Below are 13,570 nucleotides of genomic sequence, written 5' to 3' on the forward strand. Positions count from 1 at the left end.
CGGCGCCCCAGCACCGTGGCGCCAGGTTGCTGCGCCGCCGTCAGGTAGTAATTGGGCGGATAGGATTGTCTGCGAACGAGCCGCACCCGAGAGGACGAGTCCCGCAAGCGTATGGAAGAGAAGAAGCGCCGTCTCCTGACGAGCCAGGATCCCGCCGCCGCAGGTGCCGACTCCGCCTCCGACGACTCCAGCCGCCATGCTGCTTCCGGCACGTCCGCCGGCTCCCGCAGCACCCAGGCTACGGCCAGCGCGAAACCGCTGTCGAAGATCTCAATCGGCTGGCGCATCGTCATTCCCGCCATCGCCTTCGTCATCCTCACCTGCGGACAGATCCTCAACACCAACGACTTCTTCCCGCTCGGCTCGCTCACCCAGTACGCCACCGCCAAAGACCTCAACGGCACGGTGAACTCCACGTGCATCGAAGCCCAATTCCCCGGCGAGGACGAACCGCGCCGCCTCGGCTTCAACACCGCGACCGTCGGCATCGAACGCGGCGACGTCGAATCCCAACTCGACCGCGTCATCGCCCACCCCGAACTCCTGCAGTCGATGGCCGACTCGTACATCCGGCTGCACCCGGACGAACCGAAACCCGAGACGATGATCCTCTGCCGCACCACCACCCAACTGAAGAACGGCCTGGCCGTCGGCGAACCCGAGAAGACGACGCTGGCGGAATGGGAGGTCAGATGAGCGGCACCCCGACCCTGACGAACACCCCCGCCGAGGCGCCCCCACGAATCCGTTCCTCCGCTGGCTCATGCCCGAGGTCTCCTTGGCCCGGGTGGCCGTGTTCCGCGTGTTCATCTACGTCTTCATCATCATCGATGTGCTCACGATCTCCGGCGACGTCATCGCCCACGGATGGACACCCGAGTTCTACCAGCCGCTGTGGTTGGCGAGGCTCCTCCACATCCCTGCGGTCAGCGTCCTCGGCGCGCAGATCCTGCTTGCCCTCATCATCGTCTTCTCCCTGCTCGCCGCAGCAGGGATCCTTCAGCGCATCAGCGGTTGGGCCGTGGCGATCAGCTTCGGTGCGTGGATGTTCTACACGCAGGGCTACGGCTACGTCGCGCACGATCATATGGCGCTCGTCATCGCCGCCTTCGTCCTGCCCACGATCGGAACGGCGCGCTTCCGGGACGTCGGCACCGCCTCGGCGAGGGCCGGGTGGGCACTGCGCATGGTGCAGATCGCGGTCGTGCTCACCTACTTCTACTCGGTGCTCATGAAGTGGATCGCCTCGGGCAACATCACCCACTGGGCGAACGGTGCGGTCATCATCTGGGCGCTCATGCGCCGCGGCGCCGAATGGTCGAAGCCGTTCCTCGAGATGCCCGGCCTCCTCATCGCCGCACAGTGGGCGACGCTCGTCTTCGAGTTCCTCTCACCGGTCGTCCTGTTCCTCAAGGGCAAGTGGCTCTACGGGGCCGTCGCCTTCTTCTTCCTCTTCCACCTCATGACGTATCTCGCGCTGGGCATCCACTTCCTGCCGACCGTCATCTGCTGGACGGCGTTCCTGCCCCTGGAGAGACTCGTGCCGCGGCGTGTCTCAGCGCCTCGAGCACGCGGCTGACCGCTCGGCGTCCGGTCGCGTCCGGGCGTCTGACCGCCACGACCCAACGGGTGGCCGAGATCCCCGACAGAGGGATCAGCTGCAGGCCGGACTCCTGCGGGGTCGTGAACCGGGGGAGCAGCGCAATGTGGTCACCGGCGGCGACGAGCGCTTCGATGAGCCGGTTGTCCCGGATGCGCTGGCTCACGGTCAGCGGGCATCCGGTGACGTGCTCGATCGAGGTCAGGATCGTGTCGAACGGGTAGCCGCGGGGCACTCCGATCCACTGCTCGTCGACGAGATCGTCGGGGCCGAGCTCCGACCGCCCGGCCAGCGGGTGGCCATCGGCCACGGCGACGTCGATGGGTTCCCGGGCGAGGACATCGACGGTGAGTCCTTCGGTGCCGACGGGACGCCGGGAGATGAGCGAGTGGGCGATGACGAGGTCGACATCGCTGAGCAGTCCGGCGAACTCGTGCTCGGCGAGGTCGACATCGGAGGTGAGGACAGTGATCGCCGGGCTCGTGGCCTGCAGATCCGTCAGCGCCGAGGGAATGAGATAGGTGAGCGCGCTGGGCAGGCCCGCGATGTGCACTTCGCCCGATTCCTCGCCGAGGTAGTCCTCCCATTCCGCCTCCACGCCGGAGATCGCCGCGGCCACCTGGCGACCCCCGGCGGCGAGCAGTCGACCGGCCGGCGTGAGCCGCAGTCCCCGCCCATCGGGTTCGACGAGGGTGCGCCCGAATTCGCGGGTCGCGGCCTTGAGCTGCTGAGACACCGCCGAGGGGGTGCGGAACGTCGCCTCTGCGACAGCGGTGACGCTGCCGCGTTCGTCGAGTTGACGCAGCAGTTCGAGGTGGCGGGGATCCATCACCCCAGGCTACGTCCGGAGGCGACATCTGTGAAGGTCGGCTTAAAGGTCGCATAAGAAACTTTCGATTGTTTTCAGGGTCGGCGGGGTTCGACAATGGAGGAATGTCGTTCAAACACTGCCTTCTCGCCGCCTCGGTGGCGATCATGTGGGGGTTCAACTTCCTCGCCATCGACCTTTCCCTGGCACAGTTCCCGCCGTTTCTCCTGGTTGCCCTGAGGTTCGCGCTCCTCGGTGTCCCGGCCCTGCTCTTCGTCCCGAAGCCCGAGGTCGAGACTCGGTGGATCATCGGCTACGGGCTCGGCTTCGGACTGCTGCAGTTCCTCTTCCTCTACTGGGCGATGGCCGCCGGGATGCCCGCGGGACTGGCCTCGCTCGTGCTGCAGGCATCGGGCCCGTTCACGGTGCTGCTGGGCATGACATTCCTGCGTGAGAGGGTCCGCGGATCCCAGATGGTGTTCCTGCTCGTGGCCATGGCCGGGCTCGCCGTCGTCGGCTGGCAGCGCTTCGACTCGAATGCGAGCTTCCTGCCCTTCCTCCTCACCCTGGCCGGCGCCTTCGGCTGGGCGATCGGCAATATCTGCAATCGGCAGGCGCACACGACCCAACCGATCAGACTGACGATGTGGATGTCGCTCGTCCCGCCCGTGCCGATGCTCATCCTCTCGCTTGCGGTGGAAGGCCCGGATCGCATCGGCGACTCTTTCCACGGGCTGGCGACTCCGACCGGGCTGTGGGCGATCGCGGGTCTGATTTACACCGTGGTCGTCGCGACGATCATCGGCTCGGGCGTGTGGTCGTGGCTGATGTCGCGCAATCCGGCCGGAGTCGTCGCCCCGTTCTCCATGCTCGTGCCCGTCGTCGGCATGAGCGCCGCGTTCGTCGTCTTCGGCGAACGCGTGAGCATCGGAGAGCTGTGCGGCGCCGTCCTCGTCATCATCGGCGTCCTCGGCGCGGGGCTCAAGGCTGCGAAGGGTGCGAGGATCGCCGCCGCCGAGGTGGTCGTGCCCATGGGTGCGGAAGTGGAGGATTCCCTCAAGGCCGGTTGATGGACGTTCGCGTAGTCTGGGCGCCATGACCACCGACGATGCTTATCCGCCCATTTACGGCGATCGCCTGAGCGCCGAGGATCTGCTCGCGTCCCCGCGGGACGCTCACTCGTGTTCGGGCTGGCATTGAAGGGCCGCGATGACGAATTCGATGCCGAAGCTCAACCCCTCACCGCGGATGCGCGTGCTTTGGTCGAAGTGCGCAGCGTCGTCATCGCAGCCAGTTCGCAAATCGACACAGCGCAGGGAGTCGCAGTGTCGGCCGACGTCGCGGCGCTGCTGCGACACATCACTCCGGTGACCCCGACCCAGGAAGAGGTCGAGAACGAGATGGCGGAGGTCATCTCCCGCGCCATGTACTGGCAGCCTCCGCTCGGCGATGATCAGATCGCCTCCGACCCGGTGATGCGAGAAGCCTTGCGCCCTTTCGCCGAGGTCCTCATTGACACCGGACTGTTCGACAGCTGGTCGCTGCCGATCAATCCGAATGATCAATGGGTTCTGGCGTGGGACGATGAGGACCATCGCGGTGCGCTGCCAGCGGTATTCGACCGGGAGACGGGGCCCGTCGACTCGGCAACAGAGGATCGCGGGATCGATCCGACCGATCTGTTTCCGACTAACACCGGAGACGGAATCCAGCCGCCCTGGGGTTTGAGCGAATGGCTCGCAGATGTCCTCACCACGGAAACCCGGTATCGGCACGACTTCGTGAAGAACGCGTTTGAGGATGTCAGCGGCGCTTGGTAGTCTACCCCGCCTGACGGGCTCTGGACATCGACGTCGACTTGGCCGGACGGGACTCCGATCGGCGTCAAACTCGTCGAGGACGATTTCGGTCTCGAACGTGCCCGTGCCTGCCGCCTGAGCTTGCGCCCAGATGCCCGAATCGCCGAGATCCGCACACCTGAGGATTGGGCCGAACTGTGCCGTCGCTACCCACTCGACGTCACCGCCCAACGCCGTCATGTCTGGTTCGAGACGACCGGGCGCAAGGGGCGCTGGGTCATCCCCGACTGGTCACGTGTGGCAGAGGAATTCGACGGAGTTCACGTCGGCCTGGCCGGTTATCTGCAGACGGCGGGTGCGGTCATCGACGTAGGTTCTTGCTTTCCGGGGGAAGGGCATGGCCACCTCGGCGAGGAATCGGAGGCGATTCCAACCGCGGGGGACACCGATGATCGGACCGCGAGCGTCCTGGCGGGTTGGCACCCGGATACGACCTTCTGGCTGAACGACGTCATCGACACGGTCACCGAGGTGGTCGAATGGCGCTTGGACGATGGCGCCGACCGTTGGGTGCGGGGCTGAGTCAGTCCCGCTCCACAGGCAGCCAGAGCTCGGTCGTCGCAGTGGTGAAGTCCTCGGCGCGATCGAGAATCGACACGATCGAAGGCCCCGGCCGCAGACGCCAGGGGTTCGATGGGAACCATTCGCCGGCTGTGGCCGCCCACGTGTCCTGCAGCGCCTTCGGATAGGAGCCGTGTGCAGTGAAGACGGCCCACATGCCTGCCGGGACATCGACGATGGCGAGGTCTGCCGGCGCCGAGGCGGCTGCTGAGACCGCGACCCCGTGGAGGTAGGTGAGGTCAGTTCCTTCACGGTAGTCCGGATCCACACCGTCCGTGACCTGGAGAAGCCCTGCCGGGGTCGTGTCCGAGAGCGTCTTGAGCCGTTCATGCTCGGTGGTAGGGAGCGACTCGATGAATTCGCGGATGTGCGGGTTCTCCCCTTCGTGGATGAGCGGCACACGCACAGCATGGCCGATGAGTGCGAATGCGGGGTGGTCGATGATTCTGGTGTCCATGGTCGAACTCCCTTCGATTGTCAGGTGGAACCTGAGTGACTGTTGGCTGTGAAGGGGACCGCCGTTTCGCCGCACCTCGGACGGGGCAGCACCGTGGACGGATCGAAAAGCGCGTGTGAACGCCTCGGTCGATCCGTATCCGTGCCGCACCGCCACACTCAGCAAATCCTCACCGTCGATGACATCGCCTGCGGCGACGGTCATTCTGCGCCTGCGGACATACTCCGAAAGCGGGATTCCCGCCAGCGATGAGAACATACGTCGCAGGTGATACTCGGTGGTGCCGAGCCTGGCGGCCAGCACACTGACTTCGAGTGACTCTGCGGACTCGGCAGACAGGTTCGCCTCGATGATGTCGATGAGTGTGTTGAGTTCAGCGATCACGATCTCTCCCTTCACTCATCCATACTCCCGGTGGCTCAGGGTGCCCCGCCCGACAATCTGTGCCCGATTCGATCATGTCTGGAAGGTGGGAGCGTCGCGGGGACGCAGTCGGTCAGCCGCCCGGGGCCAGGCTGGGTGCTTCGTCAATGCCGAAGCGGGTCTTCAGTGCTCGGCGGGCGGCGAACCAGCCGTTCATTCCGTGGACGCCCGGAGCCGGCGGAGTCGCCGCCGAGCACAAGAAGGCACCAGGCGCGCCGAGGCTATAGGAATCCCAAGTCAGACGCGGGCGGGCCATCATCCGATAGAAGGACACAACGCCGGTGGCGATGTCCCCGCCGATGTAGTTCTGGTTGTGACCGGCCATCTCGGACGCGGGGATGGCATTGTGCGCGACGATGCGGTCGCGGAAGCCAGGTGCGAAGCGTTCGATCTGCCTCGTGATGTATTCAGTCGGGTCGAGCGGGCAGTCGAAGGGCACGTGCGCGTACGTCCACAACGGCCGCAGCCCGCCAACCTCGCGGGACTTGTCGAAGACCGTCGGGTCCGAGACGAGACACACGGGATCAGCCGGCATACGTCCGTTCATCACCTGCGCCTCGGCGGCGGCCATCTGCGCTCTGGATCCGCCGACGTGGATGGTCCCGGCGCGCCCCACCTCGGGGTCGGACCAGGGGACCGGTCCGTTGAGGACGAAGTCGACCTTGGCCGCGGCGTTGCCGTGTTTGAAGCCGCGCAGGCTCTTATCGACCTGAGCGGGCAGCAGGCCGGAGAAGATCTGGGCGGCGTTCAGCGCCGAGGTGTCGAGCAGGTAGGCGCGGGCCGCGGGCATGTCCGAGACATGGTCGACGCGGGCATTCGTACGCACTGTTCCGCCGTGTGCTTCGAGGTCGGCGACGAGGTGGTCGATGATCGCCTGCGAACCGCCGATGGGGGAGGGCCACCCGCCGGCGTGGGCGACCGTTGAGAGCATCGTCGCCGTGGCGGCCGTGCCCATCGCCGGCAGTCCGCCGATCGCGTGTGCGGCGACTCCGGTGAACAGGGCCTGGCTCGATTCGTGGGAGAGAGGAATGTTCCAGGCAGGGCTCGCTTGAGAGAGCAGCCGCAACCCGAATTTCACGACGTTCGCGATTCCGGGAAGGTCGCGCAGAGTCTCCGGCACCGAGCGTTTGTCACCGAGGGAGAGCCAGATCGCGTCATCGACACGTTCGAGAAGTGGGGCGAAGAATCGTCGCCATTCCGGGCCGGCCTCGCCGAGGCGGTCGACCGTTTCGTCGAGATTGTGGAAGGCCAGCGCGGCGGGCTTGTCGTCGAGGGGCTGGGCATACGAGATCTCGGGAGTCGTCAGCTCCATTCCGCGGGCACGCAGGTCGAAGTCGACGAAGAACGGGCTGGCGATGGCCAATGGATGGACGGCCGAGCAGATGTCATGAGTGATGCCGGGTGCCAGTCCGAGGTCGAGGGTGCGGGCGCCGCCGCCGATCGTCGACTGAGCTTCGAACACCTCGACGGAGAGACCGGCGCGAGCCAGAGTGACTGCGGCGGCCAAGCCGTTGGGGCCAGATCCGACGACGACTGCATCAACCTCAGTGCTCATGAGGCCAGTCTAGGGGAGTGGGGCGGGGCCGCTGCTGTGTGCCGTACTGGGCGGTTCAGTCGTCGTAGACGTTGTCGAAGAAGGCGCATTCGAGGTCGACGGCCCGGCGCCAGGTGCGGACGAGATCCTCAGCCTCTGAACCCTGCTCGTCCTCTGTCGGAAACACCCGCTCGAGCTCGTCGACGAGGAACTGAACCCACCCGCGGAAGGCCTCGCCTCGGTGGAGGTCGATCCAGCCTTGGTGGACCTGTCGCTGCGGCACCTCCTCCTGGGATTCGGCCCAGTCGAGATAGAGCCATTCGGCCACAGCGAGGACGACGAGCAGCTGCGGATAGGACGCCGAGGCGACTGCCGAGTCCATGAGATCGCGGAACCCTGCCGTCGGTGCGGCCAGTTCAGGCTGGAGGTAGTCGGCTGGAGCGACTCCCAGTTCGGCGAAGGAGTCGACGAAATATGTGTCCTCGCCGGCTACGAGCATCCCCAACTGTCGGGCGAACCGCAGCTTTGCGTCGAGCTCATCGGCATGGGCCACGCAGGCGCCGAGCATGGACAGAAACGACTCGAAGAACTGATAGTCCTGCACCAGATAGTCCCGCATGACGGCGTCGTCGACGGTGCCGGCGAAGAGTTCCCGAACGAAGCGGTGATTGATCGCCGCCGCCCATTGTTCGCTTGTCGATCTCATCAGGGCCGACACAGATCCGTCGGCGGAGACCTCAATCAAGGCGCCGATACCTGTGGTTGTCATCGCTCTTCCACTCCCTCCGCCGGTGCTCACCGGATCAGGTTCAAAGGGTCTGCATTCGCACTCTCAGCGCCCGTTGATCGGCGCTCCCCTGTAGTGATTCGACACTATCACTGGGCTGCCGACCCGGCGGGGAATGCGGACTTCGGGGCCGCCTCGGCGAGGGTGTCGGACACGTACTCCGCGATCCGGTCGGCGGCAGACTGACGGCCCGACGACTGCTCGGCGGACTCAACGGACGGGTTGTAGTTCGTGTTCGTGTTGATGTCGTAGACGACCTGCCGGCCGTCAGCGGTCTCGATGAACTCGATGCCGGCGATCTCGATGCCGAGGTCGGCCAACAGCGACTCGAGCCGGCCGATCAGCGGCGTTGCGGCCGTGATCTCCTCACGAAGGGCGAACTGGGGAGTCGCCTCGACGTCGGCAGCAGCCCCGGCGCCGGGAATCGTGCAGGCATCGGCCGGGCAGAGTTCGAACGATCCGCCCGAGACGTCGACGCGCACCGCATAGTGGAAACGTCCGCCGATGAACTCCGCGCGGGTGACGAACGGCTGAGCCGGCTGCACATACTCCTGGATGAGGGTGATGCCGTCGATCGGCGCATTCGCTCCACCGGGCGCGAACTCAGCGGCGACCGCCTCGAGTTCGGCATGGGAGTCGAAACGACGTACACCGAGGCCCTTGCCGCCCTGATTGTGCTTCGTGATGAACGGGGGAGTGAAGCCGGCAGCGGCCTCGACGAGTGCCTGCGGCCCGAACGCGGCCGCGGTGCGCGGCGCGTCGAAACCGTGACCGGACAGCTCGCGATGCTGACGGATCTTGCTCACCTCGAGCTCGTAGACCCCTCGACCGTTGATGACCCGACGGCCCGCCGCAGCCAGCCAGTCAAGGACGGCGCGGCCGTACTCCTTCACATGCGGATCGGTTCGGGTGTGCGCCGATGCCGACAGCCGCGACCAGAACACTCCGGCAGGAGGCTCGGCGGACAGGTCGATCAAGGTCTCGGGCAGCAGCCATTCGACGTGTGCGACGCCGAGGCGGTCGAGCGCCTCGGTGAACGGGGCGATCCATTCCGGATTGTCGTGGATGATGTAGACCGCCGGATCACCGGTGGCAGGCAGGGCATGAGAACTCATCGCGAACCTTCACTGTGGGGAGCCGATGCGGACTGCGGAAGCATCGGCGGATCTGCTCAACAATCCTACGCCCTAGCGTGGACCCCTTCGCCGTGTCAGTGCGGCGGCGTAGACTCGGGCCATGGCTATCGCAAAGCAGCCCGTTGTCGTGCTCGACGCTCCTGACGCCGGTGAACTCGCGGAGTTCTACGGAAAGCTCCTGGATTGGTCTGTCACCGTCGACGAGGACGGCACGTGGGCAGAAGTCGTCTCCAACTCCTGGCCGCCGATCTGCATCCAACAGGTCGAGGACTACCACGCACCCAGCTGGCCCAGTCAGACCCATCCGCAGCAGATGCACCTCGACGTCGTGGTCGACGACCTTGACGTGGCCGAGAAAGCCGTGCTCGAGATCGGTGCGGGCAAGGCCCCCGAACAACCAGGCGAGACGTTCCGAGTGTTCCTCGACCCGGCCGGTCACCCCTTCTGCCTCTGCAAGGGATGATCACACCACCACCGAGTCGGCCCCACCCGCCCGTGGCGCGCTGAGTCATGCGCGCGCTCGTCTCCTTCGCCGACCGTGATCCCGTTCCGTGGGCCAACGGAGCCGGTCAGACCACTGAGCTCGTCTCCCTGACCGAATCGGCCCAGCTGACTCCAGGGCTTCGCCCCTGGCGATTGAGCATCGCCCGGCTCGAACGAGTGGGCCCGTTCTCGGCCCTGCCCGGAATGGCACGCACCTTCCTCCCCAACGCCGAGGTGGCCCTCGACATCGACGGCCACGTGCACTCGGTGCCCGCCTTCCGCCCGGAACGCTTCCATGGAGGCCAGAACGTGAGCCTCGTCGACTTGGTCGAACCCTGTTTCGCCGTCAACCTCATGGTCGCCGACGACGGTATGGACCCCGAGAATACAGCGGGCGCGATGCAGATGAGCATCGGTCAGCCGGTCCCCGCCGACCGACTCCGGTTCGTGCTCACTCTCGAAGACGGTGCCGAATACCCTCGTTTCCAGCTGCTCGAATCGGAAACGGGTGAAGCTGTTCCAGACGAGATCTCGGTGGCCGTTCTCCACATCGAAAGTGTCGACACGCACATCTGAGAAATCGGTGGGAACTGGTTGTCTCCGGCGTTACATTCCGACGCATCGTCCCAGGTGAAGGTGCTTTTTCGGGAATTCCCATCAGGTCTTTCTCAGCTTCGGGCAGGAAGTGTCAGGATGCCCGAACGTGAGCGTCCGAGAATGGTTCTCCACCGGATTTTGGAGGAACTTTGACGGTAGGCGACAGCAGCAGAAACGGACAGCACGAGCACGACGACGAAACTCGTCTGCCGGAACATTCCCAGGCCCTGCCGCTGATCACCGAAGAGATCGCCGGCTCGCAACCGTCCCCGGCGGCCGAACCCACCGAACACGTCGTCACCAAGGTGATGCCGCCCAACCCGATCCGCCATGACAGTGGGACTGCACAGCAGCAGACTCAGACGCCTTCGGCGCCCACGGCGGCCTCCCCGACTGCCGTCGCCGAAGCGGCCGAGACGGTCGAAGACAAGAAGGCTGAGGAGAAGTCCTCGGAGGGCCAGATCTCCGCCACCCAGTTGCTGGCGGGCGCAGGTGCGGCAGCGACGTCGTCTGTCATCGGCGGTCAGCTCGGTGTCGCGGGTACGGTCGTCGGCGCCGGTGTCGCGAGCATCGTCACCGCCCTGGCCGTCACCCTCTACGGCCGCAGCCTCGACAAAGGCAAGGAGAAGATCCAGAAGGTCGGCTCCAAACTCGCCCCTGCCGTGAAAGCGAAGATCGCGAAGAATCCTTCTGAGAAGGCCACGTCCGTCGATCCCTCACTTGCCGAGGATTCGGCCTTCGCCCCACCTGAACCCGCTGGTGGCGATGCGAACGGAACAGCCGCCTCGGCGCCGGATGACGGAAAGGTCGAGGACGGCGAAGGCAGCGCGGCCGAGAACGGGCCCCGCACCTGGTGGCAGAAGCTGCGCCGCAAACGGGTCCTCTACCCGCTGACGATCGGCGTCGCCGCCTTCGGAATCGGACTCGGCGCGGTCGTCGTGGCCGAGAACTTCACCGAAGCCGATATCTCACCGGGCACCTCGCAGATCTCACGGTCGGTGACCGGGACCTCGACGAGCGACGAACCCGTCACCAACGACGGGACCTCTGACTCCGGAACCGGCGGTGACGATTCGTCGAGCGGATCCGGATCAGGCGCCGACGGCAGCCAGGGTTCGACGAACAGCGGATCGAACACGCAGAACGGTCAGTCCACCTCGGCGGGGGAGACAGGCACCGAAGGTGCCGCCGAGGGGCAGAGTTCGCAGGGCTCGGAGACGACGACGGGCACGAGCGATTCGACCGGCGGCTCGACGACCACCGAAGGCACCGACGCGAGCAGCGGTTCCTCCTCGACCGACGGAACCGGCAGCACCGGGGACACCAGCGGCGGCACGAGCAGCAGCAGCTCCGGGTCGGACGGATCGGGCAGCGGTTCGGGCGGCGCGGCCGGCTCCGTCGGATCCGGAAGCGGCGGATCGACGGGCGGTTCCAGCGGTGGATCGGCCGCCTCGGCGCAGGGGTGAGCCGGCCAACACCGGGAACGGGAATTTTAGACAGCCGACCCTGGGTTGTACCTGGTAGAGAACACCGATAAGTTGAAAGTGACTCCGACGAGGTTCCGCCGAAGTCGGGAAATCGAGATCAGGTGAACGGCACTCGGCCGATCGATCAGCTGCACTGGCGGGAAGCACTTCTCACCGGTGGCCGTGATCGTGGATCGAGTGACGATGCCTGAAATCAGACGGTTGAAGGAGATGTGATGACGCAACATACAGATCATGAGTACGCCGGACACGACAACACCAAGCCCTCGACGACCGAATCCGGTGCGCCGAGGGAATCAGACGCTCATTCGCTGAGCGTCGGAGCAGACGGACCCCTGCTGCTCCACGACGTTGCGCTGGTCGAGAAGCTTGCTCGCTTCGACCGTGAGCGCGTGCCCGAGCGCAGCCCCCACGCCAAGGGATCCGGCGCGTTCGGTGAGCTCGAAATCACCGCAGACGTCTCCAAGTATACGAAGGCCGACTTCCTGCAGCCGGGCAAGAAGACCCCGATGCTCGCTCGCTTCTCCACCGTCGCCGGTGAGCTCGGCTCGCCCGACTCCTGGCGTGACGTGCGCGGATTCGCGCTGAAGTTCTACACCGAAGAGGGCAACTTCGACATGGTGGGCAACAACACGCCCGTGTTCTTCGTCCGCGATCCCATGAAGTTCCCCGACTTCATCCACTCGCAGAAGCGCACCCCTGATTCGGGTCTGCGCAGCAACAACATGCAGTGGGACTTCTGGTCGCTCTCGCCCGAGTCGGCTCACCAGGTCTCCTACCTCATGGGACCCCGTGGTCTGCCCAAGAGCTGGCGCCACATGAACGGCTACTCCTCGCACACCTACATGTGGGTCAACGCCGAGGGTGAGAAGTTCTGGGTCCAGTACCACTTCCACACCGACCAGGGCGTGGAGAACATGAGCAACGAGGAAGCCTCGAAGCTCGCCGGTGAAGATGGCGACGTCCACCGTCGCGATCTGTTCGACGCCATCGAGCGCGGAGACTACCCGTCCTGGACCTTCAGCGTGCAGATCATGCCGTACGAAGAGGCCAAGGACTACCGCTTCAACCCCTTCGACCTGACCAAGACCTGGTCGAAGAAGGACTACCCGCTCATCGAGGTCGGCAAGTTCACCCTCAACGAGAACCCCTCGAACCACTTCGCACAGATCGAGCAGGCTGCCTTCAGCCCCTCGAACACCGTGCCGGGAACCGGGCTCTCGCCGGACAAGATGCTGCTGGGCCGTGTGTTCTCCTACCCGGATGCACAGCGCAACCGCATCGGCACGAACTTCAACCAGCTGCCGGTCAACGCTCCTGTCACGAAGACGAACTCGTACGACAAGGAAGGCCAGATGCAGTACCACCACTCGGGTAATGCACCGGTCTACGCCCCGAACTCGTACGGACGCTCCTACCAGGACGAGCAGGGCCCGGTCGACAACGGCTGGGAGTCCGACGGCGAGCTGGTGCGCAGCGCCTACAGCCTTCACTCCGAGGATGATGACTTCGGCCAGGCACACACCCTGGTCCGTGAGGTCTACACCGAGGAAGAGCGCCAGGGTCTCATCGAGACCGTCGTCGGCGGACTCTCCGACGGAGTCGAGGAGCCGGTGCTGTCGAACGCGATCCAGTACTGGAAGAACATCGACGCCGAGGTCGGCGCGGCTATCGAGGCCAAGGTCAAGGGCTGAAGCAGCCTGAGATCGTGAGCGCCTGACCGCTTGAGAGTTCGGCACGAGACGACGGCCCGGAACCTCCACACCGGCGGGAGTGTGCCGGTCGTCTTCTCTTTCCAATTGCTACCCGACGGCGGCCCAGCAACCTCGCGCGAGGTT

General features: G+C 65.4%; 14 protein-coding genes and 1 riboswitch. Of the genes, 9 read left to right on the forward strand and 5 right to left on the reverse strand.

Going from position 1 to position 13,570, the window contains the following annotated elements; all coding sequences use genetic code 11:
* Positions 1-111: 111 nt before the first annotated feature.
* Together AC2W7L_RS17840 and AC2W7L_RS17845 are read left to right on the forward strand one after the other, a co-directional pair.
* Entirely contained in the window at positions 112-696 is a 585-nt protein-coding gene (locus AC2W7L_RS17840; RefSeq protein WP_486005528.1) for a hypothetical protein, read from the forward strand.
* 67 nt (positions 697-763) lie between these two features.
* Positions 764-1,579: a hypothetical protein gene (locus tag AC2W7L_RS17845; protein WP_486005529.1), complete on the forward strand. Its 816-nt coding sequence runs from the start codon at positions 764-766 to the stop codon at positions 1,577-1,579.
* Here the strand turns inward: AC2W7L_RS17845 and AC2W7L_RS17850 are convergent.
* Positions 1,503-2,429, reverse strand: a complete 927-nt coding sequence (locus AC2W7L_RS17850) for a LysR family transcriptional regulator (RefSeq protein ID WP_486005530.1) — start codon at positions 2,427-2,429, stop codon at positions 1,503-1,505. The two genes, AC2W7L_RS17845 and AC2W7L_RS17850, sit on opposite strands and share 77 nt — an antisense overlap.
* A 104-nt stretch (positions 2,430-2,533) precedes the next feature.
* Here AC2W7L_RS17850 and AC2W7L_RS17855 point away from each other — a divergent pair, with 104 nt between their 5' ends.
* From AC2W7L_RS17855 to AC2W7L_RS17865, 3 genes are all read left to right on the forward strand, one after another.
* A complete protein-coding gene (locus tag AC2W7L_RS17855) occupies positions 2,534-3,478 on the forward strand; it encodes an EamA family transporter (protein ID WP_486005531.1) in 945 nt (314 codons plus the stop codon).
* Positions 3,479-3,589: 111 nt separating this feature from the next.
* Positions 3,590-4,228 (forward strand): hypothetical protein, encoded by a 639-nt coding sequence (locus AC2W7L_RS17860; protein WP_486005532.1) that lies wholly within the window; start codon positions 3,590-3,592, stop codon positions 4,226-4,228.
* A 120-nt stretch (positions 4,229-4,348) separates the two neighbouring features.
* Positions 4,349-4,789 (forward strand): hypothetical protein, encoded by a 441-nt coding sequence (locus AC2W7L_RS17865; protein ID WP_486005533.1) that lies wholly within the window; start codon positions 4,349-4,351, stop codon positions 4,787-4,789.
* Between the two features lies 1 nt (position 4,790).
* On the opposite strand, the gene AC2W7L_RS17870 is transcribed toward AC2W7L_RS17865, so the two are convergent.
* The 4 genes from AC2W7L_RS17870 to AC2W7L_RS17885 all read right to left on the reverse strand — a co-directional run bounded on the left by AC2W7L_RS17870 (position 4,791) and on the right by AC2W7L_RS17885 (position 9,144).
* Positions 4,791-5,669: an AraC family transcriptional regulator gene (locus AC2W7L_RS17870; protein ID WP_486005534.1), complete on the reverse strand. Its 879-nt coding sequence runs from the start codon at positions 5,667-5,669 to the stop codon at positions 4,791-4,793.
* A 112-nt stretch (positions 5,670-5,781) separates the two neighbouring features.
* Positions 5,782-7,263 carry a phytoene desaturase family protein gene (locus AC2W7L_RS17875; protein WP_486005535.1) on the reverse strand — a complete coding sequence of 494 codons (1,482 nt, stop codon included), beginning with the start codon at positions 7,261-7,263 and terminating at the stop codon, positions 5,782-5,784.
* A 55-nt stretch (positions 7,264-7,318) separates the two neighbouring features.
* Complete coding sequence (locus tag AC2W7L_RS17880) at positions 7,319-8,011, reverse strand: TenA family protein (protein ID WP_486005536.1); 693 nt, start codon at positions 8,009-8,011, stop codon at positions 7,319-7,321.
* Positions 8,006-8,111, reverse strand: a riboswitch (TPP riboswitch). (Overlaps the previous gene by 6 nt.)
* A 7-nt stretch (positions 8,112-8,118) precedes the next feature.
* Positions 8,119-9,144: an ATP-grasp domain-containing protein gene (locus AC2W7L_RS17885; protein WP_486005537.1), complete on the reverse strand. Its 1,026-nt coding sequence runs from the start codon at positions 9,142-9,144 to the stop codon at positions 8,119-8,121.
* 121 nt (positions 9,145-9,265) lie between these two features.
* Here AC2W7L_RS17885 and AC2W7L_RS17890 point away from each other — a divergent pair, with 121 nt between their 5' ends.
* The 4 genes from AC2W7L_RS17890 to AC2W7L_RS17905 all read left to right on the forward strand — a co-directional run bounded on the left by AC2W7L_RS17890 (position 9,266) and on the right by AC2W7L_RS17905 (position 13,426).
* Positions 9,266-9,628 carry a VOC family protein gene (locus AC2W7L_RS17890; protein ID WP_486005538.1) on the forward strand — a complete coding sequence of 121 codons (363 nt, stop codon included), beginning with the start codon at positions 9,266-9,268 and terminating at the stop codon, positions 9,626-9,628.
* Between the two features lie 47 nt (positions 9,629-9,675).
* Complete coding sequence (locus AC2W7L_RS17895) at positions 9,676-10,224, forward strand: HutD family protein (RefSeq protein WP_052239839.1); 549 nt, start codon at positions 9,676-9,678, stop codon at positions 10,222-10,224.
* 170 nt (positions 10,225-10,394) lie between these two features.
* Complete coding sequence (locus AC2W7L_RS17900) at positions 10,395-11,711, forward strand: hypothetical protein (RefSeq protein ID WP_486005539.1); 1,317 nt, start codon at positions 10,395-10,397, stop codon at positions 11,709-11,711.
* 236 nt (positions 11,712-11,947) lie between these two features.
* The gene (locus tag AC2W7L_RS17905; protein ID WP_486005540.1) at positions 11,948-13,426 is read left to right on the forward strand and encodes a catalase; all 1,479 of its coding nucleotides are present in this window, start codon (positions 11,948-11,950) and stop codon (positions 13,424-13,426) included.
* Positions 13,427-13,570: the final 144 nt, after the last annotated feature.

Source organism: Brevibacterium sp. LAARM3_SD1 (assembly GCF_057364765.1).

What these genes read in the sequence shown, in the direction of transcription:
- AC2W7L_RS17840 (WP_486005528.1), top strand. Translation starts at nt 112, where the DNA reads ATGGAAGAGAAGAAGCGCCGTCTCCTGACGAGCCAGGATCCCGCCGCC.
- AC2W7L_RS17880 (WP_486005536.1), bottom strand. Translation starts at nt 8,011, where the DNA reads ATGACAACCACAGGTATCGGCGCCTTGATTGAGGTCTCCGCCGACGGA.
- AC2W7L_RS17890 (WP_486005538.1), top strand. Translation starts at nt 9,266, where the DNA reads ATGGCTATCGCAAAGCAGCCCGTTGTCGTGCTCGACGCTCCTGACGCC.
- AC2W7L_RS17895 (WP_052239839.1), top strand. Translation starts at nt 9,676, where the DNA reads ATGCGCGCGCTCGTCTCCTTCGCCGACCGTGATCCCGTTCCGTGGGCC.
- AC2W7L_RS17875 (WP_486005535.1), bottom strand. Translation starts at nt 7,263, where the DNA reads ATGAGCACTGAGGTTGATGCAGTCGTCGTCGGATCTGGCCCCAACGGC.
- AC2W7L_RS17885 (WP_486005537.1), bottom strand. Translation starts at nt 9,144, where the DNA reads ATGAGTTCTCATGCCCTGCCTGCCACCGGTGATCCGGCGGTCTACATC.
- AC2W7L_RS17855 (WP_486005531.1), top strand. Translation starts at nt 2,534, where the DNA reads ATGTCGTTCAAACACTGCCTTCTCGCCGCCTCGGTGGCGATCATGTGG.
- AC2W7L_RS17845 (WP_486005529.1), top strand. Translation starts at nt 764, where the DNA reads ATGCCCGAGGTCTCCTTGGCCCGGGTGGCCGTGTTCCGCGTGTTCATC.
- AC2W7L_RS17850 (WP_486005530.1), bottom strand. Translation starts at nt 2,429, where the DNA reads ATGGATCCCCGCCACCTCGAACTGCTGCGTCAACTCGACGAACGCGGC.
- AC2W7L_RS17905 (WP_486005540.1), top strand. Translation starts at nt 11,948, where the DNA reads ATGACGCAACATACAGATCATGAGTACGCCGGACACGACAACACCAAG.